The following is a 23,024-nucleotide window of genomic DNA, read 5'->3' as shown; positions in this document are numbered from 1 at the left end:
CGGGTGTTCATCGCCCTGACCGGCAGCATGGCGCTGTGCTGGTACCAGAACGAGATGTCCCAACTGATCCCGCTGTTCCTCGGGATTATCGCCAGCGCCCTGTCCGAAACCGACGACAGCTGGCAAGGCCGCCTCAATGCGTTGGCCGTGACGCTGGTGTGTTTCAGCATTGCCGCGTTGTCCGTGGAGCTGTTGTTTCCTTACCCCGTGGTGTTTATCTGCGCCTTCGCCTTTGCGGCGTTCTGCCTGACCATGCTCGGCGCGCTGGGCGAGCGCTATGGCGCCATTGCCTACGCGACGCTGATCCTGTCGGTCTACACGATGATCGGCGTCGATCAGCGTGGCGGCGAAGTCACCGATTTCTGGCACGAACCCATGCTGCTGGTTGCGGGCGCGGCGTGGTACGGCCTGCTGTCAGTACTATGGCAGATGCTGTTTTCCAATCAGCCGGTGCAGCAGGCGCTGGCCCGACTGTTTCGCGAACTGGGCTTGTACCTGAAGCTCAAATCAGAGCTGTTCGAACCGATTCGCACCCTTGATATCGAAGCCAAGCGGCTGGAGCTTGCCAAGCAGAACGGCAAGGTCGTCGCGGCGCTCAACGTCACCAAGGAAATCATCCTCAACCGTGTGGGCAGTGGCCGTCCGGGCTCGAAAGTCAGCCGTTACCTGAAGCTCTACTTCCTGGCCCAGGATATCCACGAGCGCGCCAGTTCGTCGCACTACCCCTACAACTCGCTGGCCGAGGCGTTCTTCCACAGCGACGTACTGTTCCGCTGCCAGCGCCTGCTGCGCCAGCAAGGTCGCGCCTGCCGTGACCTGTCGGCCTCGATCCAGCTGCGCCAGCCATTCATCTACGACGACAGCTTCGCCCATGCGCTGAACGACCTGCGCGCCTCCCTCGAGCACCTGCGCATTCAGAGCAATCCCGCGTGGCGCGGCTTGCTGCGTTCGTTGCGGGCGCTGGCCAACAACCTCGGCACCCTCGACCGGCTGCTCAGCGATGCGAGCAACCCCGACGCGCTGGCGGACGCCACCGACAGCAGCCTGCTCGACCGCTCGCCACGCAACCTCAAGGACGTCTGGACGCGCCTGCGCCTGCAGCTGACGCCGACCTCGCTGTTGTTCCGCCACGCCCTGCGCCTGCCGTTGGCGCTGGTCATCGGCTACATCATGGTTCACCTGATTCACCCGTCGCAGGGCTACTGGATCATCCTCACCACGGTTTTTGTCTGTCAGCCGAGCTATGGCGCCACGCGGCGCAAACTTGGGCAGCGCATCATCGGCACGGCCATCGGCCTGACCGCGGGCTGGATTCTTTTCGATCTGATCACCACGCCGGTTTTGCAGTCGATGTGCGCGGTGCTGGCTGGCGTGGTGTTCTTCGTCAATCGGACGACGCGCTACACGCTGTCGACTGCGGCGATCACGGTGATGATTCTGTTCTGCTTCAATCAGGTCGGCGACGGCTACGGCGTGTTCCTGCCGCGCCTGCTGGACACCTTGCTGGGCAGCTTGATCGCGGGCCTGGCAGTGTTCCTGTTCCTGCCGGACTGGCAAGGTCGCCGGCTCAACAAGGTGCTGGCCAATACGCTGTCCTGCAATAGCATCTACTTGCGTCAGATCATGCAGCAATACGCGAACGGCAAAAGCGATGATCTGGCCTATCGGCTGGCCCGGCGCAATGCCCATAACGCGGACGCTGCGCTGTCCACCACACTGGCCAACATGCTCATGGAACCGGGGCATTTCCGCAAAGAGGCCGACGTGGGTTTCCGCTTTCTTGTGCTGTCACACACCCTGCTCAGCTACCTGTCGGGCCTGGGCGCGCATCGGGAAACCCCGCTCCCCCCGGAAGTGCGCGAGCAGCTGATTGAAGGCGCCGGCGCCAGCCTCGCGGCGAGCATCGATGAAATAGCCCAAAGCCTGGCGTTGCGTGAACCCGTCGCGGTGCAAAGCGACGCCGAGGAAGCGCTGGCGACGAGCCTGGAACAGATGCCCGAAGAAATCGACGAAGGCCAACGCCTGGTACAAACCCAGCTGGCGTTGATCTGCCGTCAGTTGGGCCCCTTGCGCACCCTGGCGGCGCACTTGATCAAGGAGCCGGCCAAAGAGCCCCAGATCACAGACCGTGCAGCTTGATGAGCTTGTCGTACGTGCCGTCGGCTTTCATGTCAGCGATGGCCTTGTCGAAGTCCAGCACGATCTGCTGATGGTCCGGCCGCTTGATGCTGACCAATATGTGCAGGCTGTTCTCGCTAAGCGCCTTGGGCAGGAACTCAACGTTTTTCCGCACCTCGGCAGGCTCGCGACTCAAAGCGAAACGCGCCGCGTATTCGTCCTCCACGCTTAGCTCAACCCTCCCCGCAGCAAGCATCCTGGCCGCGGTCGAGAAATTGGCGACCGCCACCTTTTTCAGCTCGGCATCGGCGTCGAATTCGGGGGAGTAGGCGTAGTCGCGCACCACTGCAATGGAATAGCCGTGCAACTGCGACAGGCTTTGATAGTCGATGGAGGAGTCTTTGCGCTTCAGGAAACGCAGGCGGTTGATCAGATACGGTGCAGAGAAAACCCCGATGCGCGTGCGATCTTCGCTGTACCAGGCATTGATGACGATGTCATAGCGCCCCTCGCTCAGCCCGTGTATCGCCCGCGCCCAAGGAACTTGCTCGTATTCGGTGTCATAACCGGCGCGGCCCAGTGCCGTGCGAATGAGGTCAGTGGACAGCCCGTCGTGGAGCAACGACACGTCGGCATAAGGCGCCCATGCGTCGCCGGCGAGGCGCAACGTCTGTGCGGCCGCGCCTTGGGTTATCAGCAGCATTCCCAACAGCCCTGCGGCGCACAGCAAACGCGACATGCTCAGCTTCCTTGTGGCAACTGGCCTTCAGTGAAGACTCATTTTGCGCTTTGCACAACTCATAACAATGTGATGTTTGTGCAGCAGTTCAACAAAATGACGCAACGTTGACTGAATCATTGCCGAGCCCGCTCACTGCGCATTTGGGCCAGCGCCGATATGCGTTTAGTATCCGGCATCGACTTCTTCTCGCAGGCCGGCGTCATGTCTATCAACTGGATTTGCAAACACCATACCGACCTTGGCAAAGAGCAGCTGTACGCCATTCTGCAATTAAGGGCGCAGGTGTTCGTGGTGGAGCAGAAATGCTGGTACCTGGACGTCGACGGTCAGGATTTACTGGGCGATACCTGCCATCTCATGGCCTGGCAGGATGATCAGTTGGTCGCTTACCTGCGCCTGCTGGACCCGATTCAGCAGAACGGCGACGTAACCATTGGCCGCGTCGTGACCGCACAATCAGTGCGCAACAAAGGCATGGGCCATGAAATGATGGTTCAGGCGCTGAAACATGCGGAACTTCAGTGGCCGGACCAGCCAATATTTCTTTCTGCCCAGGCGCACTTGCAGGGTTATTACAGCCGCTACGGCTTTAATCCGGTAGGCGAGGTGTACATCGAAGACGGCATTCCCCACATCAGCATGCGTCGGGATCTGGAGTAAGCACGCCGTCAGGGGTACCCCAGCACCTGCTTGATGGTGCCCAGATTGCCTTCGATCCATGTCGGGTTGATCGCGCCCCAGTCACGAATCCGGTAACCCCCGGCATGATTGCGGGCGCCATCGAGCTGTTCGAACTCGCAGACGATGTCCAGATCAGCCAGCGCCGCAATGGTGTCCTGCGCGGTGCGGCGCGGCATGCCCGTCACGTCGGTCAGGGCCGGCACGCTGCTGGCGGTTCCACTGTCGATCAGATACGCCACATACAAGCGACGGTAGAAACTGCTCTTGGTCTTGCTGACTTCCATCGATACTTCCTTGAAATGCGTTAGCGCCTGATCAGCGCAAGGCCGTCTGCATGTCCCGCCAGGTCAGGTAGATGCGCAGGTCAAACTCCACCTGGTGATAGCCCGGCAGCATGTGTTCGCACAGTTGGTAGAACGCTTTGTTGTGGTCCGACTCCTTGAAGTGCGCCAGCTCGTGGACCACGATCATTTTCAGAAACTGCGGTGCGGCGTCCTTGAATAACGCCGCCACGCGGATCTCCTTCTTGGCCTTGAGCTTGCCGCCCTGCACCCGCGACACCGTGGTATGCAGGCCCAACGCCCGATGGGTCAGGTCCAGTCGGTTGTCGAACAGCACTTTGTCGATGTTTGGCGCGTTGCGCAGGTATTCCTGCTTGAGAGACAGCGCGTAGGCGTACAGCGCCTTGTCGCTCTGGATCTCGTGTCGGTCGGGATAGCGCTGCTGCAGATAATCGGTAAGGCGGTTCTGCGCGATCAACTGCCGAACCTGATCCTGCAGGCCCTGGGGATAGGCCTGCAGGTATTTGAGCGGCGTGGGTGTGGTGACAGTCATGTTCGAATCGAGTCGCGGAAAAGCGCGAGTCTACCGCGTCAGTCCTGCCCGAGCAGCTGTAACGCGACCGGCAGGGCAATCGGCTCGACAAAGCGCTCGGCCTCAAGCGGCGGCATCGGATGAGCAATCAGAAAGCCCTGAATGATCTGGCAGCCGTTGTCGACCAGCCACTCATACTGCTCAAAGGTTTCGACCCCCTCGGCAATCACTTCGATATCGAGCATGCGACACAGGTCAATAATGCTGCGCGCGACCGCCAGATCCCTGGACGATCCGAGCATGCCGCCAATGAAGTGCCGATCAAGCTTGAGGGTGTCCAGGTCGAGGTTGCGCAAGTGGGCCAGCGAGCTGTCGCCTGCACCGAAATCGTCCAGCGACACGCGCACGCCGATGTCATGCAGGCTCTGCAGTTGCTTGCGGCTGTGCACCAAATTGTGAACCAGCGACGGCTCAGTGATCTCCACCTCCAGCTGACGCGGTTTCAGCCCGTGCATCTGCATCGCGCGCTGCAGCTCGGCCGCCAGATTCGGCAGGCTGAATTGCGCAGGGCTAACGCTGACGCTCATTACCAGATCGTCCGGGAACACATCGCTCCAGCGTTGGCGCTGTGCTGCGCCCTGCTCGAAAATCCAGCCGCCGAGCTTGTTGATCAGACGCGTCTCCTCCAGCAGCGGAATGAACACGCCTGAAGGCACATCCCCCGCGTCCGGATGGTGCCAGCGCAGCAGCGCCTCGAAGCCCCGCGTCTTCCCGGTAATTACGTTGACCTGAGGCTGATAGACCATCGAGAAGTCCTTGCCATCGATCGCCGTGCGCACGCTCTCTTCGAGCATCAGGCGCGAGCGTGCGCGGCCGTTCATGTACTGATCGAAGAAGCGGTATTGCTGACGCCCTGCCCGCTTGGCTTCGTACATCGCAATGTCCGCCGCCCGCAGAAGGCCATCCAGATTGGTGCCGCAGTCCGGATAGACCGCGATGCCGATACTGGCGCCCAGCGTCGCCTCGACCCCATCCACCAAACGCCGCGTGGACACCCGCTCGATCAGTTTTTCAGCGACCTTGGCCGCGTGTTCCGGAAAGTCCAGGCCGTCTATGACCACCACAAACTCGTCGCCCCCCATGCGGGCGAGCACATCGTAGGGGCGCAGGCAGTCTTTGAGTTGCACGCCCACCCACTGCAATACCTGATCACCGGCATCATGACCCAGGGAGTCATTGACCTCCTTGAAGCCGTCAAGGTCCAGGTACAACACGACCAGATACTTGCCCGCATGCTCGTTTCGCAGCAGCATGCCTTCGACCGTCTGATAGAAGCCGCGTCGGTTCAGCAGACCAGTGAGCGAATCGGTCACGGCCTGCTGTTCGAGCTGACGATAGAGGTCACGCACCACCGACATGTCGAGCACGCTGAGCACCATGGCGCGCTGTTCCGCAGGCAGCGGCGCGCACGACAGCGCGACCGGAACCTGACGCCCCTCGGGGGTGCGCAGCACGGCATCGTGTACGCGATAAGTGTCCGCACGGCGATAGTGATGATAGAAGCCGGAATCGGCCCACTCGGCCACGCTGGGCTCGTGCAAGTAGGTGCACAGCCCAGTGCCGCGCAGCTCGCCGTCGGTCATGCCCAGCAGGCGGCAGATGGCCGGATTCGCGAAGCTGATGACGCCGTCTTCCGTGACCACAAGAATGCCTTCGGCCACATTCGCCAGGACCGAGGCATTGAATGCCCGCGCCGACTCCAGCTCTCGGCTCAACTTCTGCAGGGCACGTCGATTGTGCTGCTGCTCCAGCAGCGCCTGAACCTTGGGCCTGAGAATGTTGGGGTCGAACGGCTTGAACAGGTAATCGACTGCGCCGCTGGCGTAGCCCCTGTGCACGGAGTCGCGGGATTGTTCGTTGGCGGTCAGGAAGATGATCGGTGTCAATCGCGTTCGCAGGCTGCCACGCATGAGGCGGGCGACCTCGAAGCCATCCATTTCCGGCATCTGCACATCGAGCAGCACCAGATCGACATCACGGTCCAGCAAGATACCCAGCGCTTCCATGCCGGAGGCGGCTGTGATGATTTCCCGGTCCTGTCGCTGCAGAACAGCGCGCATGGTGACCAGATTTTCGGGGTAATCATCAACAACCAACAAGACTGATTTGCCACTTGAGGGCGGGGACTGCACGCATTCCATGCTGTTACTCATCATTCACTTTTACTGCCCGGGGCACGCCCCGCTGAAGGTCTGACTGGCCATTACTCTAGCTTTGATTGGAAAAAAAAGAAGGCGGCCATAGCAGTGCCGTCCAAAAAGTGCCATCCAACCGACTAACGGTAACGTTGCTCAATGTCAGTGTTACCCTGCGCTGGAGCGAAAATAGCGGCACTTTGACGTCAACCGTTCGACGGATTCGCATTAACAAACGCAGCGGCGAACCGTATAAAAAGCGCCCCACAACCACTTGCGCCCGCGACTTTGCTGGCAATGAGACATACCGGACGACTAGACATGATTGATTTGGGAACATGGAATCTGAGCATTCCAGTGGGCTCGCCCCCCGCTACCATCGAAACACAGCAACTGCTAAAAGGTTACGACAGCAAGTATTTCAAGTCCGGCTCATCGAACGTCACGTTCTGGGCGCCAGTCACCGGAAGCAAGACCGCCAACGCAATTTACCCGCGCAGTGAATTACGCGAGACCTGGTCCAACGGCACGCTTCACAACTGGTACTACCAGGACGCCGACAATTTCCTGAACGCCAAGCTCAAAGTCCTGCAGGTGCCGTCCTCCGGCAGGGTCGTCATCGGGCAGATCCACGTCTACGACAGCACCCAGCCGCTGCTGAAGGTTGAATACCAGTACCTGGAAGCGACGCACATGGGCAACATCGTGGCCAAGGTCCGTTACCATCCCAACGACAAAAAAGCGCGCGTGATCACGGTTGCAGAAAACGTGAGCCTCAACGAGACGTTCAACTACGTAATCCACCTGAATAAAGCAGGGCTGCTCAGCGTGACCGCCCACGGCATGGCCTGGAACGACCGGATCAGCGCAAATTGGAGCAAACAACAGCTGTACTTCAAGGCGGGGGTCTACACACAGGACCACACCGGCTATACCAGCGAAGGTGGCAAGACCATGTTTTTCAACCTGGACGCCGACCACAACTAAAGCGGATGTGGCCATGAGGGAGCCCGAGCGTTTGCGTCGCTCGGGCTCTTGAACAGGCAGCCCTTACGCCGCCTTGTACTCTTTTTCTGCGGCTTCAAAGCGGTTCAGCATGCCCGGCGTCGGGCCTTTGCCGACTGCGCTGAAGACGACGATCGCGATGCTGGCAAAGATGAAGCCAGGGATGATTTCGTACAGGCCCAGCAGCTCGAAGTGCTTCCACACCACGACCGTAATCGCACCCACCAGAATCCCCGCCAGCGCCCCGTTGCGCGTCATGCCTTTCCAGACCACCGAGATCAGTACGACTGGACCGAACGCGGCGCCAAAGCCGGCCCAGGCGTAACTGACCAGACCCAGCACGCGGTTTTCCGGGTTTGCGGCCAGAGCAATCGCGATCAGCGCCACCAGTAGAACCATGGCCCGCCCGACCCATACCAGCTCTTTCTGGGACGCGCTTTTACGCAGGAAGGCTTTGTAGAAGTCTTCGGTCAGCGCACTTGAACACACCAGCAACTGGCAGCTCAGCGTGCTCATGACCGCCGCCAGAATGGCCGACAGCAGAACGCCCGCGATCCATGGGTTGAACAGGATCTTGGCCAGTTCGATGAACACGCGCTCATGGTTTTCTGTCACGGGCCCGGCCACCTCCGGGTGCGCGGAAAAGTAAGCGATGCCGAAGAAGCCCACGGCAACGGTGCCGGCCAGGCAGAGAATCATCCAGGTCATGGAGATGCGACGCGCCTTGGCGATCGATCTTACCGAATCAGCGGCCATGAAGCGGGCCAGGATGTGCGGCTGACCAAAGTAGCCCAGGCCCCAGCCCATCAGCGAGATGACGCCGATGAAAGTGGTGTTCTTGAGCATGTCGAAGTTGCTCGGGTCCTGAGCTTCGATCGCCATGAACGTGGTGTCGATGCCACCGGTCGCCAGCAACACGATGATTGGCGTAAGGATCAGCGCGAAGATCATCAAGGTGGCTTGCACCGTGTCTGTCCAGCTGACGGCCAGAAAGCCGCCGATGAAGGTGTAGGCAATCGTTGCCGCAGCGCCCGCCCACAAGGCGGTTTCGTAGGACATACCGAAGGTGCTTTCAAACAGCCGCGCGCCAGCGACGATGCCGGATGCGCAGTAGATCGTGAAGAACACCAGAATCACGATGGCTGAAATCACCCGCAACAGACCGCTGTTGTCTTCAAAGCGGCTGGAAAAGTAATCCGGCAGGGTGAGCGCATCGCCGTTGTGCTCGGTCTGCACGCGCAGGCGGCCAGCGACGAACAGCCAGTTGAGGTAGGCGCCGATGATCAGGCCGATGGCGATCCAGCTCTCCGACAGACCGGACATGTAGATCGCGCCCGGCAGGCCCATGAGCAGCCAGCCGCTCATGTCCGAGGCACCCGCAGAGAGGGCAGTGACCACACTGCCAAGGCTACGCCCGCCGAGTATGTAGTCCGAAAGATTATTGGTGGAACGGTAGGCCATGAGGCCTATGAGGACCATCGCGGCAATGTAGATCACGAAGGTGATCAAGGTAGGGTTGCTGACACTCATCGGTTAGGTTCCGGCGTTGTTTTTATAGGCGCGAGCAGAGCGAAGTTGTCCTGAGGCATCAGGTTCGCAGTGTCCGCTCGCGTATGTTGCGGGCTGGCGAAGAGTCTCGCCGCTGCACACCGCTTTAATGCACCAAAGCGGCGCATCCTAGAGGACATCCCAGAGCAGGTGCAACCCGAAAACCAGCATCGCCGCGCTTTTTTACAATTTAGACCGATGGCTGCCGGGCGCTGTATTTGCGGGCGCATGGGAAATAGGGCGTTGCCGCAAGGGGGCACCTGAACCGGGCGAGGCATGACAGATTCGACTCAATACGGGGCAGTCTTGAAACACTTTGAAAAAAGCGGTTGCACCCGGTTGCACCTCACTCATCGCACAGCTAATCTTGCCGCAGCTAAGCCACATGACCGTGGCTGTCATGAGGATAAGAAATGGCGACCACCACCCTCGGTGTCAAACTTGACGACCCCACCCGCGAGCGATTGAAAGCGGCTGCACAGTCCATTGACCGGACGCCCCACTGGCTGATAAAGCAGGCGATTTTCAATTACCTGGAGAAGCTCGAGGGCGGCGCAACCCTCAACGAACTCAGTGGGCAGGGTGGCAAAGACGCCGATGACCAGGGCGACCTGCCTGCCGACGCTGGTCATCAGGCGTTTCTTGAATTCGCCGAAAGCATTCTTCCCCAGTCGGTCTTGCGCGCGGCGATCACCTCCGCCTACCGTCGCCCCGAGCCGGAAGTGGTGCCCATGCTCATCGAGCAGGCGCGCCTGCCTGCCCCGATGGCCGACGCCACGCACAAGCTTGCCGCTTCGATCGCCGAGAAACTGCGTAACCAGAAAAGCGCCGGTGGCCGCGCCGGTATCGTTCAGGGCCTGCTGCAGGAGTTTTCCCTTTCATCGCAGGAAGGCGTGGCGCTGATGTGCCTGGCCGAAGCACTGCTGCGCATTCCCGACAAAGGCACCCGCGACGCGCTGATTCGCGACAAGATCAGCACCGGCAACTGGCATCCGCATCTGGGCAACAGCCCTTCGCTGTTCGTCAACGCTGCCACGTGGGGCCTGCTGTTGACCGGCAAGCTGGTGAGCACCCACAACGAGGCCGGCCTGACCTCCTCGCTGAGCCGCATCATCGGCAAGTCCGGCGAACCCATGATCCGCAAGGGCGTGGACATGGCCATGCGCCTGATGGGCGAGCAATTCGTCACCGGCGAGACCATCGCCGAAGCCTTGGCCAACGCCAGCAAGTTTGAAGCGAAAGGTTTCCGTTACTCCTACGACATGCTCGGCGAAGCGGCGCTGACCGAGCACGACGCGCAGAAGTACCTGGCGTCCTACGAGCAGGCCATTCACTCGATCGGTAAAGCCTCCCACGGTCGGGGCATTTACGAAGGCCCCGGCATCTCGATCAAGTTGTCCGCCCTGCACCCGCGTTACAGCCGTGCGCAATACGAGCGCGTGATGGATGAGTTGTACCCGCGCCTGCTGTCGCTGACCTTGCTGGCCAAGCAATACGACATCGGCCTGAACATCGACGCCGAAGAGGCCGACCGGCTGGAGCTGTCGCTGGATCTGCTCGAACGCCTGTGCTTCGAGCCGCAACTGACCGGCTGGAACGGCATCGGTTTTGTGATCCAGGCGTACCAGAAGCGCTGCCCTTACGTGATCGACTACGTAATCGACCTGGCCCGCCGCAGTCGCCATCGCCTGATGATCCGTCTGGTGAAGGGCGCGTACTGGGACAGCGAAATCAAACGCGCCCAGGTCGAAGGCCTCGAAGGCTATCCGGTCTACACACGCAAGGTTTACACCGACGTTTCCTATATTGCCTGTGCGCGCAAACTGCTGTCGGTGCCGGAAGTCATCTACCCGCAGTTCGCGACCCACAACGCTCACACGCTGTCGGCCATCTACCACATCGCCGGTCAGAACTATTACCCCGGCCAGTACGAGTTCCAGTGCCTTCACGGCATGGGCGAGCCTTTGTATGAGCAGGTCGTAGGCAAAGTCGCCGACGGTAAGCTTAATCGACCGTGCCGCGTGTACGCTCCGGTCGGCACCCATGAAACGCTGCTGGCGTACCTCGTTCGTCGCTTGCTGGAAAACGGCGCCAACACGTCCTTCGTCAACCGCATTGCCGACCAGTCGATTTCGATCCAGGAACTCGTTGCCGACCCAGTGTCCAGCATCGAGCGCATGGCCACCCAAGAAGGCGGTTTCGGCCTGCCGCATCCGCGCATTCCGCTGCCGCGCGACCTGTATGGCAGCGAGCGCGCCAACTCGGCCGGCATCGACCTAGCCAACGAACATCGTCTGGCATCGCTGTCTTCGGCCCTGCTCGCCACGGCGCACAACGACTGGAGAGCCGGCCCGATGCTTGGCAGCCCGGTCAGCGCCGGTGCCGAAACGCCGGTCCTGAACCCGTCGGATCTGCGTGACGTTGTCGGTCACGTACAGGAAGCGAGCCTGGAGGACGTCGACAACGCCTTGCTCAGCGCCCTCAGCGCCGGGCCGATCTGGCAGGCGACACCGCCGGCCGAACGCGCGGCGATCCTCGAGCGCGCGGCGGACCTGATGGAAGCCGAAATACAACCGTTGATGGGCCTGCTGGCTCGCGAAGCCGGCAAGACGTACACCAACGCCATCGCCGAAGTACGCGAAGCCGTGGACTTCTTGCGTTATTACGCGGTGCAGGCACGCAATGATTTCAGCAATGATGCTCACCGCCCACTGGGCCCTGTGGTGTGCATCAGCCCCTGGAACTTCCCGCTGGCCATCTTCAGCGGCCAAGTGGCTGCAGCCCTGGCGGCCGGCAACCCGGTGCTCGCGAAACCTGCGGAACAGACCCCGCTGATTGCCGCGCAGGCCGTACGTATCTTGCTCGAAGCCGGTATTCCCGAGGGCGTGGTGCAACTGCTGCCGGGCCGCGGTGAAACCGTCGGCGCGCGGCTGGTCGGCGATGATCGCGTCAAAGGCGTCATGTTTACCGGCTCCACGGAAGTCGCCCGTTTGCTGCAACGCAACGTCGCCGGCCGTCTCGATGCCCAGGGCCGGCCAATCCCGCTGATCGCTGAAACCGGTGGCCAGAACGCGATGATCGTCGACTCCTCCGCACTCACCGAACAGGTGGTCATCGACGTGGTGTCGTCGGCGTTCGACAGCGCCGGTCAGCGCTGCTCCGCACTGCGCGTGCTGTGCCTGCAGGAAGATTCCGCTGATCGCGTCATCGAGATGCTCAAGGGCGCGATGGCTGAAAGCCGCCTCGGTAATCCGGAGCGGCTGTCGGTGGACATCGGCCCGGTGATCGATCAGCAAGCCAAGGCCGGGATCGAGAAACACATCCAGGCCATGCGCGACAAAGGCCGCACTGTGTATCAGGTCGCTATTGCCGACAGCGACGAAATCAAACGCGGCACCTACGTCATGCCGACGCTGATCGAGCTGGACAGCTTCGACGAACTGCAACGCGAAATCTTCGGCCCGGTCCTGCACGTCGTCCGCTACAAGCGCCGAGAGCTGGATCAGCTGATTGCGCAGATCAATGCGTCCGGCTACGGCCTGACGCTGGGGGTACACACGCGCATCGACGAGACCATCGCCAAGGTGATCGACAACGTCAACGCGGGCAACATGTACGTCAACCGCAACATCGTCGGCGCGGTCGTGGGTGTGCAGCCGTTCGGTGGCGAAGGTTTGTCGGGCACCGGTCCGAAAGCCGGTGGGCCTCTGTATCTCTATCGGTTGCTGTCGACGCGTCCCGCCGATGCCGTGCAGAAATCCTTCGCCGCCCGCGATGCGCAACAGGCACCGGACACACGCATGCAAGAGACAATGCTCAAGCCGCTGATGGCGCTCAAAGCCTGGGCGGGCAGCCAACAACTCAGCGATCTGGAGGTGCTGTGCGGCCAGTTCGCCGAGCAGTCCCAAAGCGGCGTAACCCGCACGCTCATGGGCCCGACCGGCGAGCGCAACAGCTACAGCATCCTGCCGCGCGAGCACGTGCTGTGCCTGGCCGAGGACGAGACGGACCTGCTGGCGCAACTGGCCGCCGTGCTGGCGGTCGGCAGCACGGCGATCGTGCCGGACGGTGAACCGGGCAAGTCACTGCGTCAACGCTTGCCGAAGGACGTGCAGTCACGCATCCGGCTGGTCGCCGACTGGAACAAGGACGAGGTCGCCCTTGACGCCGTGCTCCATCACGGCGATTCCGATCAGTTGCGCGCTGTCTGCGAACAGGTCGCTCAACGCAGCGGCGCCATCATCGGTGTGCACGGTTTGTCCAAAGGCGAGACCAACATTGCGCTGGAGCGTCTGGTGATCGAGCGTGCGCTGAGCGTCAACACAGCGGCAGCCGGCGGCAATGCGAGCCTCATGACGATCGGGTAACAACCGACTGGAGAAACGGTCTTGTGCAGGAGCGCCCACCCGGTCGCTCCTGCAAGGGCTAAGTTCGCTTCGCGACAACTCAGCGTCGGACCAACGGGGTTGTGCCGGCTATCGAGCCTGCGTTCAACCCCCGTTTGATCGTCCCATCACGCGCATCAATCTTCCTGTTCACCCCTTCTCCTCGCCCCTAGACTCGACGGCATTCCCAACAAAGGTACGCCGCCATGTCCGAGACGCTGCTCAGTTCCCGCAATCTGGCGTTCGAGCTGTATGAGGTGCTGGACGCTGAGGCGCTGACCCGGCGCGAGCGTTTTGCCGAGCACAGCCGGGAAACATTTGACGCAGCGATCAACACGGCGCGCAGCATCGCCGAGAAATATTTCGCGCCCCACAATCGCAAAAATGACGAGAACGAACCGCGCTTCGAGAACGGCGCAGCGGTTCTGATTCCGGAAGTGAAGCCCGCCGTGGACGCCTTTCTGGAAGCCGGTTTCCTCAACGCCGCGCGGGACTTCGAAGCGGGCGGCATGCAGCTGCCAACCCTGCTGTCTCAGGCCTGCTTTGCCCACTTCCAGTCGGCAAACGCTGCGACCGCCTCCTATCCGTTCCTGACCATGGGTGCAGCCAATCTCATCGAGAACTTCGGTACTGATGAGCAAAAACAGCGCTTTCTGCAACCGATGATCGAAGGCCGTTTCTTCGGCACCATGGCCTTGACCGAACCCCACGCCGGCTCGTCGCTGTCGGACATCCGCACCCGCGCCGAGCCCGTCGCAGACGGCAGCTACCGCGTGCGCGGCAACAAGATTTTTATTTCCGGTGGTGATCACCCGCTCTCCGAAAACATCGTCCATCTGGTCCTTGCCAAGCTGCCCGACGCGCCACCGGGGGTGAAAGGCATCTCCCTGTTCATCGTTCCGAAGTTTCTGGTCAACGATGACGGCAGCCTAGGTGAGCGCAACGACGTCATTCTCGCCGGCCTGTTTCACAAGATGGGCTGGCGCGGAACCACGTCCACCGCGCTGAATTTCGGCGACAGCGGCCAGTGCGTGGGCTACCTCGTGGGCAAGCCGCATCAGGGACTCAGCTGCATGTTCCAGATGATGAACGAGGCACGCATTGGTGTGGGCATGGGCGCGGTCATGCTGGGCTACGCCGGTTATCTGTACTCCCTGGACTACGCCCGTGAGCGCCCGCAAGGCCGACTGCCTGACAGCAAGTCACCGGGCGGCGCGCCGGTTTCGATCATTCAGCACGCCGACGTCAAACGCATGTTGCTGGCCCAGAAAGCCTACGTCGAAGGCTCGTTCGACCTGGGCCTGTATGCCGCTCGCCTGTTCGACGACACGCAAACAGGCGAAAGCGAGGACGTGCGAAAACAGGCGCATGAACTGCTCGACCTGCTGACGCCCATTGTCAAATCGTGGCCTTCGGAGTTTTGCCTGAAAGCCAACGAGCTGGCGATTCAGATCCTGGGTGGGCATGGTTACACCCGCGACTACCCGGTGGAGCAGTATTATCGGGATAACCGGCTGAACCCGATCCACGAGGGTACCCACGGTATTCAGTCCCTCGACCTGCTCGGTCGCAAGCTGGCTCAGAACGGCGGCGCCGGCCTCAAGCAACTGGTCAGGCTGATCGCTGCAACGTGCGAACAAGCGCGGGCCCACGAGTCACTCAGCGCGCTGCGCGAGCCACTTGAACAACTGGTCGCACGCTTGCAAGCGGTCACCCTTGGATTGCTGACAGATCTGGCTCAAGGCCAGGTGAACACCACGCTTGCCAATTCGGCGCTGTACCTCAAAGCCTTCGGCCATACCGTCATCGGCTGGCGCTGGCTGGAACAGGCGATCCGTGCACAGGAAGGCTTGGAAGGCGCCAACGAAACAGACGCTGGTTTTTACAGCGGCAAGCTGCATGCAGCCCGGTACTTCCTGACGTGGGAAGTACCGGGCTGCCATCACGAACTGGCGATCCTGGAACGGCGTGATGATGCGTGTCTGTCGATGCAGGATGAATGGTTTTAAGCGCCCCACATCGAGACCGAAATCGTCAACGGCTAGACCGGCTAAGGGGACACGTCACGCCCCCGGCGCTTTCCATGAGTTTTCGGCGCCAGGGAATACTCGAACCGTAATTTGGGGTTCAGCTTCCACCCGGCGGCGTTTCCCTCGCGCGTCGGCTCAATCGCCCACCCGTTTTCGTCCCGAGATTCCCGCGGACCTCTCACTTCGGGGTCGCCATCGCTCTCCTTCCGCCAACGACTCCAGCCGCTGTTTTGCCAGCGAGCGCCCCCCGCCGCTAGCTGCCCGGACCCGCGTAGTCGACCAATTCTTTATCTTTATACTTTTCATCACCCGACATTCTGTCATTGGGCGAAGGCTGATACTCCGCTGACGCACACCAAGGGAGGTCATGGATAACTATTGCTTCACAACCATCCGGCTGGCCAGGAAGGAGCGGTAAATCCGTGCGCGCGTTAACCGCCCCTTCCATACGGATCAAGAATTACGCTTTGACAGCCAACCAATTCAACGGGTTAAATCCCTTGGCACGCCGACTGCATGGTCAGTTCGTGCTCTCGCTTTTTCGAATTCGTTTCTGGAGTACCGCCCTTGGATGCCACGACCATCAACAGCCTGTTCCTGATCGGCGCGTTGCTGGTGGGTGCAAGTATCCTGGTCAGTTCGCTGTCCTCCCGCCTTGGCATTCCGATCCTGGTGATCATCCTCGCGGTCGGCATGGTCGCCGGCGTCGACGGCGGCGGCATCATTTTCGACAACTACCCGACGGCCTATCTGGTCGGTAACCTGGCGCTGGCGGTGATCCTCCTCGACGGCGGCCTGCGCACGCGGGTGGCGAGTTTCCGGGTCGCACTCTGGCCGGCGCTGTCGCTGGCCACCGTCGGCGTGCTGATCACTACGGGGCTGACCGGCATGGTCGCTGCCTGGTTGTTCGACCTGAACATCATCCAGGGCTTGCTGATCGGCGCCATCGTCGGATCTACCGATGCCGCGGCGGTGTTCTCTCTGCTGGGCGGCAAGGGCTTGAACGAACGGGTGACCGCCAGCCTGGAGATCGAATCCGGCAGCAACGACCCCATGGCGGTGTTTCTCACGGTCACGTTGATCGACATGCTGTCCAGCGGCCAGACCGGCCTGCACTGGAGCCTTTTGGGCCATCTGGTTCAGGAATTCGGCATCGGCGGCATCATCGGCCTGGGCGGCGGCTGGATCATGCTGCAGCTGGTCAACCGGATAAACCTGGCCAACGGCCTTTACCCCATTCTGGTGGTTGCCGGCGGTCTGGTGGTTTTTGCGTTGACCAACGCCATCCACGGCAGCGGCTTCCTCGCGGTATACCTGTGCGGCCTGGTACTGGGCAACAAGCCCATTCGCAGCCGTCACGGCATCCTGCACATGCTCGATGGCATGGCCTGGCTGGCGCAGATCGGCATGTTCCTGGTATTGGGTCTGCTGGTCACGCCCCATGACCTGCTGCCCATTGCGTTGCCCGCGCTGGGCCTGGCGCTATGGATGATTCTGGTGGCGCGGCCATTGTCGGTGTTGGCTGGCCTGCTGCCTTTCCGCGTCTTCCACGGCCGCGAAAAAGCCTTTATCGCCTGGGTCGGATTGCGCGGCGCAGTACCTATCATTCTGGCGGTGTTCCCGCTGATGGCCGGCCTGCCCCATGCGCAGCTGTATTTCAACCTCGCGTTCTTCATCGTGCTGGTGTCGCTGCTGGTGCAGGGGACCAGCCTGCCGTGGGTGGCCAAATGGCTGAAAGTGACCGTACCGCCTGATCCGGCGCCGATTTCCCGCGCGGCGCTGGAGGTGCATGTCACCAGCGAGTGGGAGCTGTTCGTGTACCGCCTTGGCGCCGAAAAATGGTGTATCGGTGCCGCATTGCGCGAGCTGAAAATGCCTGAAGGCACACGTATTGCAGCCTTGTTCAGGGGTCAGCAACTGCTCCATCCGTCGGGTAGTACGGTGCTTGAAGTCGGTGATCTGCTTTGCGTCATTGGCCACGAGCATGACCTTCCCGCCCTCGGCAAGCTGTTCAGCCAGGCGCCGCAACGCGGCCTGGACCTGCGCTTCTTTGGTGACTTCGTACTTGAAGGAGACGCTGAGCTGGGGGCTGTCGCGGCACTTTACGGTTTGAAACTCGATGGGCTGGATCCGGGCATGCCGTTGAGCCAGTTCATCATCCAGAAGAATCGCGGCGCGCCCATTGTCGGCGACCAGGTCGAATGGAATGGAACTATTTGGACTGTCGCCGTCATGGACGGGAACAAGATCCTGAAAGTGGGCGTCAGATTCCCCGAAGGAAGCCGCCCGGGCCTCGGGCTGTTCCTTTAGACTGCCCTCCACTTCTGCTCGCTCGACCCGGTGTCTATGTTCACGCTGCGTAACCTTTTTGCCTCGGCCCTGCTTGGGCTTTGCCTGTCGTCCGTGCCGGCGTTTGCCGCCGACACACCGCCCCTGTCCAGCGAGACCGTCCAGCGTAGCCTGGACAAGATAGCTGACCGCAAGCTCACCCCTGACGACCAGAAAGCCCTGCAGCAGGTGCTGGAACAGACCCTGACGTTCCTGTCCAGCCAGAAGGACAACCAGCAGAAGCTGGAAGACCTGAAAAAACAACTCACTGATGCGCCTAGGCAGACCACCGAAAACCAGCGTGAGCTGACCAAGCTCAAAGCGAGCAAGGTCGTCCCTGTCGCTCAGCGCTACGCCAACCTTGACGTGCCGCAGCTTGAGCAAATCCTGAGTCAGCGCAGCGCCCAACAGGCTGACTTGCAGAAAGCCCTCAACGACGCCAATAGCCTGACCATCACCGCCCAGACCCGGCCCGAGCGGGCCCAGGCTGAAATCAGCACCAGCCAGACGCGCATTCAGGCTATCAACGGCATCCTCAAGTCCGGCAAGGACGGCGGCAAGACGATCAATGCCGACCAGCGCAATGCGTTGAATGCCGAACAAGCCTCACTGAATGCGCTGATTGCACTGCGTCGCCAGGAGCTCGCCGGCAACAGCCAGCTCCAGGACCTTGGCGGCAGTCAGCGCGACCTGCTGACGGAAAAGGTCAATCGTCAGGATCAGGAGATCCAGGACCTGCAGACGTTGATCAATGAGAAGCGTCGCGCCCAGTCTCAGGAAACCGTGACGCAGCTGTCCCTCGAAGCGCAGAAAGCCGGCGGCAGCAGCCTGCTGGCGAGCGAAAGCGCCGCCAACCTTAAGCTCTCGGACTACCTGCTGCGCGGCACCGACCGCCTAAACGAGCTGACCCAGCAGAACCTCAAGACTAAAACGCAGCTGGATGCCCTGACGCAAACCGATCAGGCGCTGGATGAGCAGATCAATGTGCTGAGCGGCAGTTTGCTGCTGTCGAAAATCCTCTACAAACAGAAGCAGTCATTACCCAAGCTCAAGCTGGACAGCGGACTGGCCGATGAAATCGCCGACATCCGCCTGTATCAGTTCGAGGTCAACCAGCAGCGCGAACAGATGAGCAGCCCGAGCACCTACGTCGACACGCTGCTGGCGACGCAGAAGCCGGAAGACGTCACCCCTGCCCTGCGCAAGACCCTGCTCGACCTGGCCACCACCCGCAGCGACCTGCTGGAGCGGCTGAATCGCGAGCTCAGTGCGCTGCTCAATGAATCCATCACCTTGCAGCTCAACCAGAAACAGCTGGTCAGCACGGCGATCAGCCTGCGAGAAACCCTTGACGAGCAGATGTTCTGGATTCCCAGCAACAAGCCGCTGGACCTGGAGTGGTTCGAGCGCATCCAGCCGCGACTCGTCAAACAGGTCACCACGCTCCCATGGACGTCCAGCCTGAGCGAGCTCTACGACGGATTGACCCAACGTCCGCTGATCTTCCTGCCACTGTTTCTGGTCATCGGCGCGCTGATGTGGAAACGCAAGGCGCTGTACGACAAGCTCAATCGTCTGCACGCTGACATCGGCCACTTCAAGCGTGATCGGCAGTGGCAGACGCCGCTGGCCATTTTCATCAACGTGCTGCTGGCGATGCCACTGTCGCTCACCCTTGCGGTGTGCGCGTTCGCGCTGCAGATCGACGCACGCGGGCAGAACATCAATCTCGGTTCGGCACTGCTGCAGGTCGCGCTGGCCTGGCTGGTGTTCTACACCGCTTACCGGATTCTCGCGCCGGGCGGCGTGGCGCAGTTGCACTTCCGCTGGGAAAAACCGCAGGTGGAGTTCCTGCGCGGCTGGATCCGCCGCCTGGGCCTGGTGGTGCTGGCGCTGGTGACGGTGGTCGCGGTGGCCGAGCATGAGCCCTCGGCACTGGCCGATGATGTCATTGGCATCGGCGTCGTACTGACGTGTTACGCCTTGATGACGTGGATGCTCGCGCGCTTGCTGCTTACCAGCCCGACCCACCAAAGCGCGTCGCTGTTCCGCCGCGCAGTGGGCCTGGCTTTCACCGCCCTTCCCGTCGCGCTGTTCATCGCCGTGTGTTTTGGCTATTACTACACCGCGCTGAAGCTGAGCGACCGGCTGATCGACACGCTGTATCTGCTGATGCTGTGGCTGGTCATCGAAGCCGCTTTCGTGCGCGGCCTGAGCGTGGCCGCGCGCCGTCTGGCGTACCAGCGTGCGCTGAGCAAGCGGCAGGCCGCGAAAGAGGCCGGCGAAGGCGAAACGCTGATCGAAGAGCCCACGCTGGACATCGAACAGGTCAACCAGCAGTCGTTGCGTCTGATTCGCCTGGCACTGATCGCCGGGTTCATTGGCGCGCTCTACTTTGTCTGGGCCGACCTGATTTCGGTGTTCTCGTACCTCGATAACATCACGCTGTACGAGTACACCAGCGGCACCGGCGCCAACGTCAGCATGGTGCCCATCAGCCTCGGCGACCTCATTGGCGCGCTAGTGATCATCGGCATCACCTTCGTGCTGGCGGGTAACCTGCCAGGGCTGCTGGAAGTGCTGGTACTGTCCAAGCTCAACCTCAAGCAAGGCAGTTCGTACGCGACCACGACGTTGCTGTCGTACACCATCGCCGGCGTCGGTTTTGTGTCGACACTGTCGGCGCTTGGTGTGAGCTGGGACAAGCTGCAATGGCTGGTGGCTGCGCTGTCGGTCGGCCTGGGTTTCGGCATGCAGGAAATCTTCGCCAACTTCATCTCCGGGATCATGATCCTCTTCGAGCGCCCGGTACGCATCGGCGACACCATCACCATCGGCAACCTGTCGGGCACGGTCAGCAAGATCCGCATCCGCGCGACCACCATCACCGACTTCGACCGCAAGGACATCATCGTCCCGAACAAGACGTTCATCACCGGGCAACTGATCAACTGGTCGCTGACCGATACCATCACCCGCGTGACCCTGAAACTGGGCGTGGACTACGGCTCTGACCTGGACCTGGTGCGTAACCTGTTGCTCAAGGCTGCGCGCGAGAACCCGCGGGTGCTGAAAGAGCCCGAACCAATCGTGTACTTCCTCAACTTTGGTGAAAGCACACTCGATCACGAGCTGCGCATGCACGTGCGCGACCTGGGCGACCGCAACCCGGTGCTTGACGAGATCAACCGCTTCATCAACAAGGAATTCAAAAAGCAGCACATCAATATCTCGTTCCGGCAGATGGAGGTTTACCTCAAGAACATGCAGGGACAGGAGTACAAAATGGTGCCCATCGAGGCCGAGCAGAAAGCCATTTCGCCCGCTTCGCCTGTGCCCGCTGCGCCTAAAGATGCACCCGAGCCGCCTGAAGTGAGGCTCGACTGACCTCGAAAAACCCAGCAGAATAATCGGACATTCTGCTGGAGGCATCCCTTGAAAGCCCTCGACGAGTTGACCTTCGATAACCGCTTTGCCCGTCTGGGCGACGCGTTTTCAACCTCCGTGCTGCCCGAGCCCATCGCCGATCCGAGGCTGGTGGTTGCCAGCGAAGCGGCCCTCGCGTTGCTTGATCTGGACCTGGCTCAGGCGCAACAACCATTGTTTGCCGAACTCTTCAGCGGCCACAAACTGTGGGCCGAGGCCGATCCGCGCGCCATGGTCTACTCCGGGCATCAATTCGGTTCGTACAACCCGCGTCTGGGTGATGGCCGCGGCTTGCTGCTTGGCGAGGTGCATAACGACGCTGGCGAACACTGGGACCTGCACCTGAAGGGCGCCGGACAAACGCCGTATTCGCGCATGGGCGACGGTCGCGCGGTGTTGCGCTCGTCGATCCGTGAGTTTCTGGCTTCTGAAGCGTTGCACGCCCTGGGCATCCCGACCAGCCGCGCGGCGTGCGTGATCGGCTCCAGTACGCCGGTGTGGCGCGAAACCCAGGAGCGAGCGGCGATGGTGCTGCGTCTGGCGCAAAGCCACGTGCGCTTCGGCAGCCTTGAGTACTTCTTCTACACCAAGCAGCCGGAGCAACTGAAGCAACTGACCGACCACGTGCTGTCGCTGCACTACCCCGAGTGCCTGGAGCAGCCCGAACCGCACCTGGCGATGTTTCGTGTGATCGTCGAGCGTCAGGCCGAACTGATCGCGAAATGGCAGGCGTATGGCTTTTGCCACGGCGTGATGAACACCGACAACATGTCGATTCTCGGCATCACCTTCGACTTCGGTCCGTTCGCGTTTCTGGATGATTTCGACCAGCATTTCATCTGCAACCATTCCGATCACGAAGGCCGTTATTCCTTCAGCAACCAGGTGCCCATTGGCCAATGGAACCTCAGCGCGCTTGCGCAGGCGCTGACGCCGTTCGTCAGCGTCGAGGCGTTGCGCGAGGCGCTGGAACTCTTCCTTCCGCTGTATCAGGCGCATTACCTGGACCTGATGCGTCGACGTCTGGGCCTGACGACGGCTGAAGAGGATGACGCGGACCTTGTCGCGCGCTTGCTGCAGCTGATGCAGAACAGCGGCGTTGACTACACCCTGTTTTTCCGCCACCTGGGCGAAGAGTCCGCCGATGTCGCGGTGGGCAAACTGCGCGACGACTTCGTCGACATGCTCGGCTTCGACGCCTGGGCCGAGGCCTACAAAGCCCGCATCGCCCGCGAACCCGAATCCAGTCAAGAAGAGCGCCGCACTCGCATGCACGCGGTCAATCCGCTGTACATCCTGCGCAACTACCTGGCCCAACGCGCCATTGAAGCGGCCGAGCAGGGCGACGACAGTGAAGTCCGCCGCCTGCATCGCGTGCTCTGCACACCGTTCGATGAACAGCCCGGAATGGAAAGTTATGCACAACGTCCGCCGGATTGGGGCAAGCATCTGGAGATCAGTTGTTCGTCGTGAGTGGTGGTGAGTCGAGGTCAGGTGAGCTCTCCACCGCATTGGGGAATGTCGAATCCCCGCGCGTTGGATGCTTGTTTGACGGATCAGTCATGGCTGCGAGCATGTCGTAGAGGTTGAGTACGTGGCCTGGAGGTTTGTGCTCGCCCCCTGCCGGCCGCGCGAGTTCCTCTGCGATTTTCGCTTCCATTTCAGCTTCGTAATTCCAGGGATATCGGTCCTGGACTTTTTCGATCATTGGCAGCGCTTTGTAGTAGTCCAAGACCTCTCTCATGAAGACAGG

General features: G+C 61.1%; 14 protein-coding genes. 8 read left to right on the top strand and 6 right to left on the bottom strand.

What is annotated here, in order from left to right; translation table 11 throughout:
• The coding region (gene yccS, locus VF672_RS19170) for a YccS family putative transporter (protein WP_331106121.1) at positions 1–2,139 on the top strand (2,139 nt) is incomplete at its 5' end.
• Here yccS and VF672_RS19165 read toward each other — a convergent pair.
• The gene (locus VF672_RS19165; protein WP_331106120.1) at positions 2,120–2,857 is read right to left on the bottom strand and encodes a substrate-binding periplasmic protein; all 738 of its coding nucleotides are present in this window, start codon (positions 2,855–2,857) and stop codon (positions 2,120–2,122) included. The two genes, yccS and VF672_RS19165, sit on opposite strands and share 20 nt — an antisense overlap.
• Positions 2,858–3,061: 204 nt before the next feature.
• On the opposite strand from VF672_RS19165, the gene VF672_RS19160 reads away from it, so the two are divergent.
• A complete protein-coding gene (locus tag VF672_RS19160; protein ID WP_331106123.1) occupies positions 3,062–3,520 on the top strand; it encodes a GNAT family N-acetyltransferase in 459 nt (152 codons plus the stop codon).
• Between the two features lie 8 nt (positions 3,521–3,528).
• On the opposite strand, the gene VF672_RS19155 is transcribed toward VF672_RS19160, so the two are convergent.
• From VF672_RS19155 to VF672_RS19145, 3 genes are read right to left on the bottom strand one after another with little or no spacing between them, the layout of a single operon-like run.
• Positions 3,529–3,825 (bottom strand): winged helix-turn-helix domain-containing protein, encoded by a 297-nt coding sequence (locus VF672_RS19155; protein WP_331106119.1) that lies wholly within the window; start codon positions 3,823–3,825, stop codon positions 3,529–3,531.
• Positions 3,826–3,856: 31 nt separating this feature from the next.
• Positions 3,857–4,375 (bottom strand): M48 family metallopeptidase, encoded by a 519-nt coding sequence (locus VF672_RS19150; protein WP_331106118.1) that lies wholly within the window; start codon positions 4,373–4,375, stop codon positions 3,857–3,859.
• A 38-nt stretch (positions 4,376–4,413) separates the two neighbouring features.
• Positions 4,414–6,555, bottom strand: a complete 2,142-nt coding sequence (locus VF672_RS19145) for a putative bifunctional diguanylate cyclase/phosphodiesterase (protein ID WP_331106122.1) — start codon at positions 6,553–6,555, stop codon at positions 4,414–4,416.
• Positions 6,556–6,870: 315 nt separating this feature from the next.
• Here VF672_RS19145 and VF672_RS19140 point away from each other — a divergent pair, with 315 nt between their 5' ends.
• The gene (locus tag VF672_RS19140; RefSeq protein WP_331106117.1) at positions 6,871–7,536 is read left to right on the top strand and encodes a polysaccharide lyase family 7 protein; all 666 of its coding nucleotides are present in this window, start codon (positions 6,871–6,873) and stop codon (positions 7,534–7,536) included.
• 63 nt (positions 7,537–7,599) lie between these two features.
• On the opposite strand, the gene putP is transcribed toward VF672_RS19140, so the two are convergent.
• Positions 7,600–9,084 carry a sodium/proline symporter PutP gene (putP, locus tag VF672_RS19135; protein WP_331106116.1) on the bottom strand — a complete coding sequence of 495 codons (1,485 nt, stop codon included), beginning with the start codon at positions 9,082–9,084 and terminating at the stop codon, positions 7,600–7,602.
• A gap of 431 nt (positions 9,085–9,515) precedes the next feature.
• Between putP and putA the strand changes: the two genes are divergently transcribed.
• The 5 genes from putA to selO all read left to right on the top strand — a co-directional run bounded on the left by putA (position 9,516) and on the right by selO (position 22,744).
• Complete coding sequence (gene putA / locus VF672_RS19130; RefSeq protein WP_331106115.1) at positions 9,516–13,469, top strand: trifunctional transcriptional regulator/proline dehydrogenase/L-glutamate gamma-semialdehyde dehydrogenase; 3,954 nt, start codon at positions 9,516–9,518, stop codon at positions 13,467–13,469.
• 224 nt (positions 13,470–13,693) lie between these two features.
• Positions 13,694–15,496 (top strand): acyl-CoA dehydrogenase, encoded by a 1,803-nt coding sequence (locus VF672_RS19125; RefSeq protein ID WP_331106114.1) that lies wholly within the window; start codon positions 13,694–13,696, stop codon positions 15,494–15,496.
• Between the two features lie 588 nt (positions 15,497–16,084).
• Entirely contained in the window at positions 16,085–17,827 is a 1,743-nt protein-coding gene (locus VF672_RS19120; RefSeq protein WP_331106113.1) for a potassium/proton antiporter, read from the top strand.
• 36 nt (positions 17,828–17,863) lie between these two features.
• Positions 17,864–21,232: a mechanosensitive channel MscK gene (mscK, locus tag VF672_RS19115; protein ID WP_331106112.1), complete on the top strand. Its 3,369-nt coding sequence runs from the start codon at positions 17,864–17,866 to the stop codon at positions 21,230–21,232.
• Between the two features lie 48 nt (positions 21,233–21,280).
• On the top strand, positions 21,281–22,744 hold the full coding sequence (gene selO / locus VF672_RS19110) for a protein adenylyltransferase SelO (protein WP_331106111.1): 1,464 nt from the start codon (positions 21,281–21,283) through the stop codon (positions 22,742–22,744).
• Here selO and VF672_RS19105 read toward each other — a convergent pair.
• Positions 22,728–23,024: hypothetical protein (locus VF672_RS19105; protein WP_331106110.1), on the bottom strand; the 297-nt coding region annotated here is incomplete at its 5' end. The two genes, selO and VF672_RS19105, sit on opposite strands and share 17 nt — an antisense overlap.

The sequence above is a fragment of the Pseudomonas sp. genome (assembly GCF_036387035.1).
Classification (GTDB): domain Bacteria; phylum Pseudomonadota; class Gammaproteobacteria; order Pseudomonadales; family Pseudomonadaceae; genus Aquipseudomonas.
The sequence above is the reverse complement of the archived record's forward strand: the minus strand, read 5'-3'. Positions and strand labels throughout refer to the sequence as shown.

What these genes read in the sequence shown, in the direction of transcription:
- VF672_RS19125 (WP_331106114.1), top strand. Translation starts at nt 13,694, where the DNA reads ATGTCCGAGACGCTGCTCAGTTCCCGCAATCTGGCGTTCGAGCTGTAT.
- VF672_RS19145 (WP_331106122.1), bottom strand. Translation starts at nt 6,555, where the DNA reads ATGGAATGCGTGCAGTCCCCGCCCTCAAGTGGCAAATCAGTCTTGTTG.
- VF672_RS19140 (WP_331106117.1), top strand. Translation starts at nt 6,871, where the DNA reads ATGATTGATTTGGGAACATGGAATCTGAGCATTCCAGTGGGCTCGCCC.
- putP (WP_331106116.1), bottom strand. Translation starts at nt 9,084, where the DNA reads ATGAGTGTCAGCAACCCTACCTTGATCACCTTCGTGATCTACATTGCC.
- putA (WP_331106115.1), top strand. Translation starts at nt 9,516, where the DNA reads ATGGCGACCACCACCCTCGGTGTCAAACTTGACGACCCCACCCGCGAG.
- VF672_RS19165 (WP_331106120.1), bottom strand. Translation starts at nt 2,857, where the DNA reads ATGTCGCGTTTGCTGTGCGCCGCAGGGCTGTTGGGAATGCTGCTGATA.
- VF672_RS19155 (WP_331106119.1), bottom strand. Translation starts at nt 3,825, where the DNA reads ATGGAAGTCAGCAAGACCAAGAGCAGTTTCTACCGTCGCTTGTATGTG.
- VF672_RS19150 (WP_331106118.1), bottom strand. Translation starts at nt 4,375, where the DNA reads ATGACTGTCACCACACCCACGCCGCTCAAATACCTGCAGGCCTATCCC.
- VF672_RS19160 (WP_331106123.1), top strand. Translation starts at nt 3,062, where the DNA reads ATGTCTATCAACTGGATTTGCAAACACCATACCGACCTTGGCAAAGAG.
- mscK (WP_331106112.1), top strand. Translation starts at nt 17,864, where the DNA reads ATGTTCACGCTGCGTAACCTTTTTGCCTCGGCCCTGCTTGGGCTTTGC.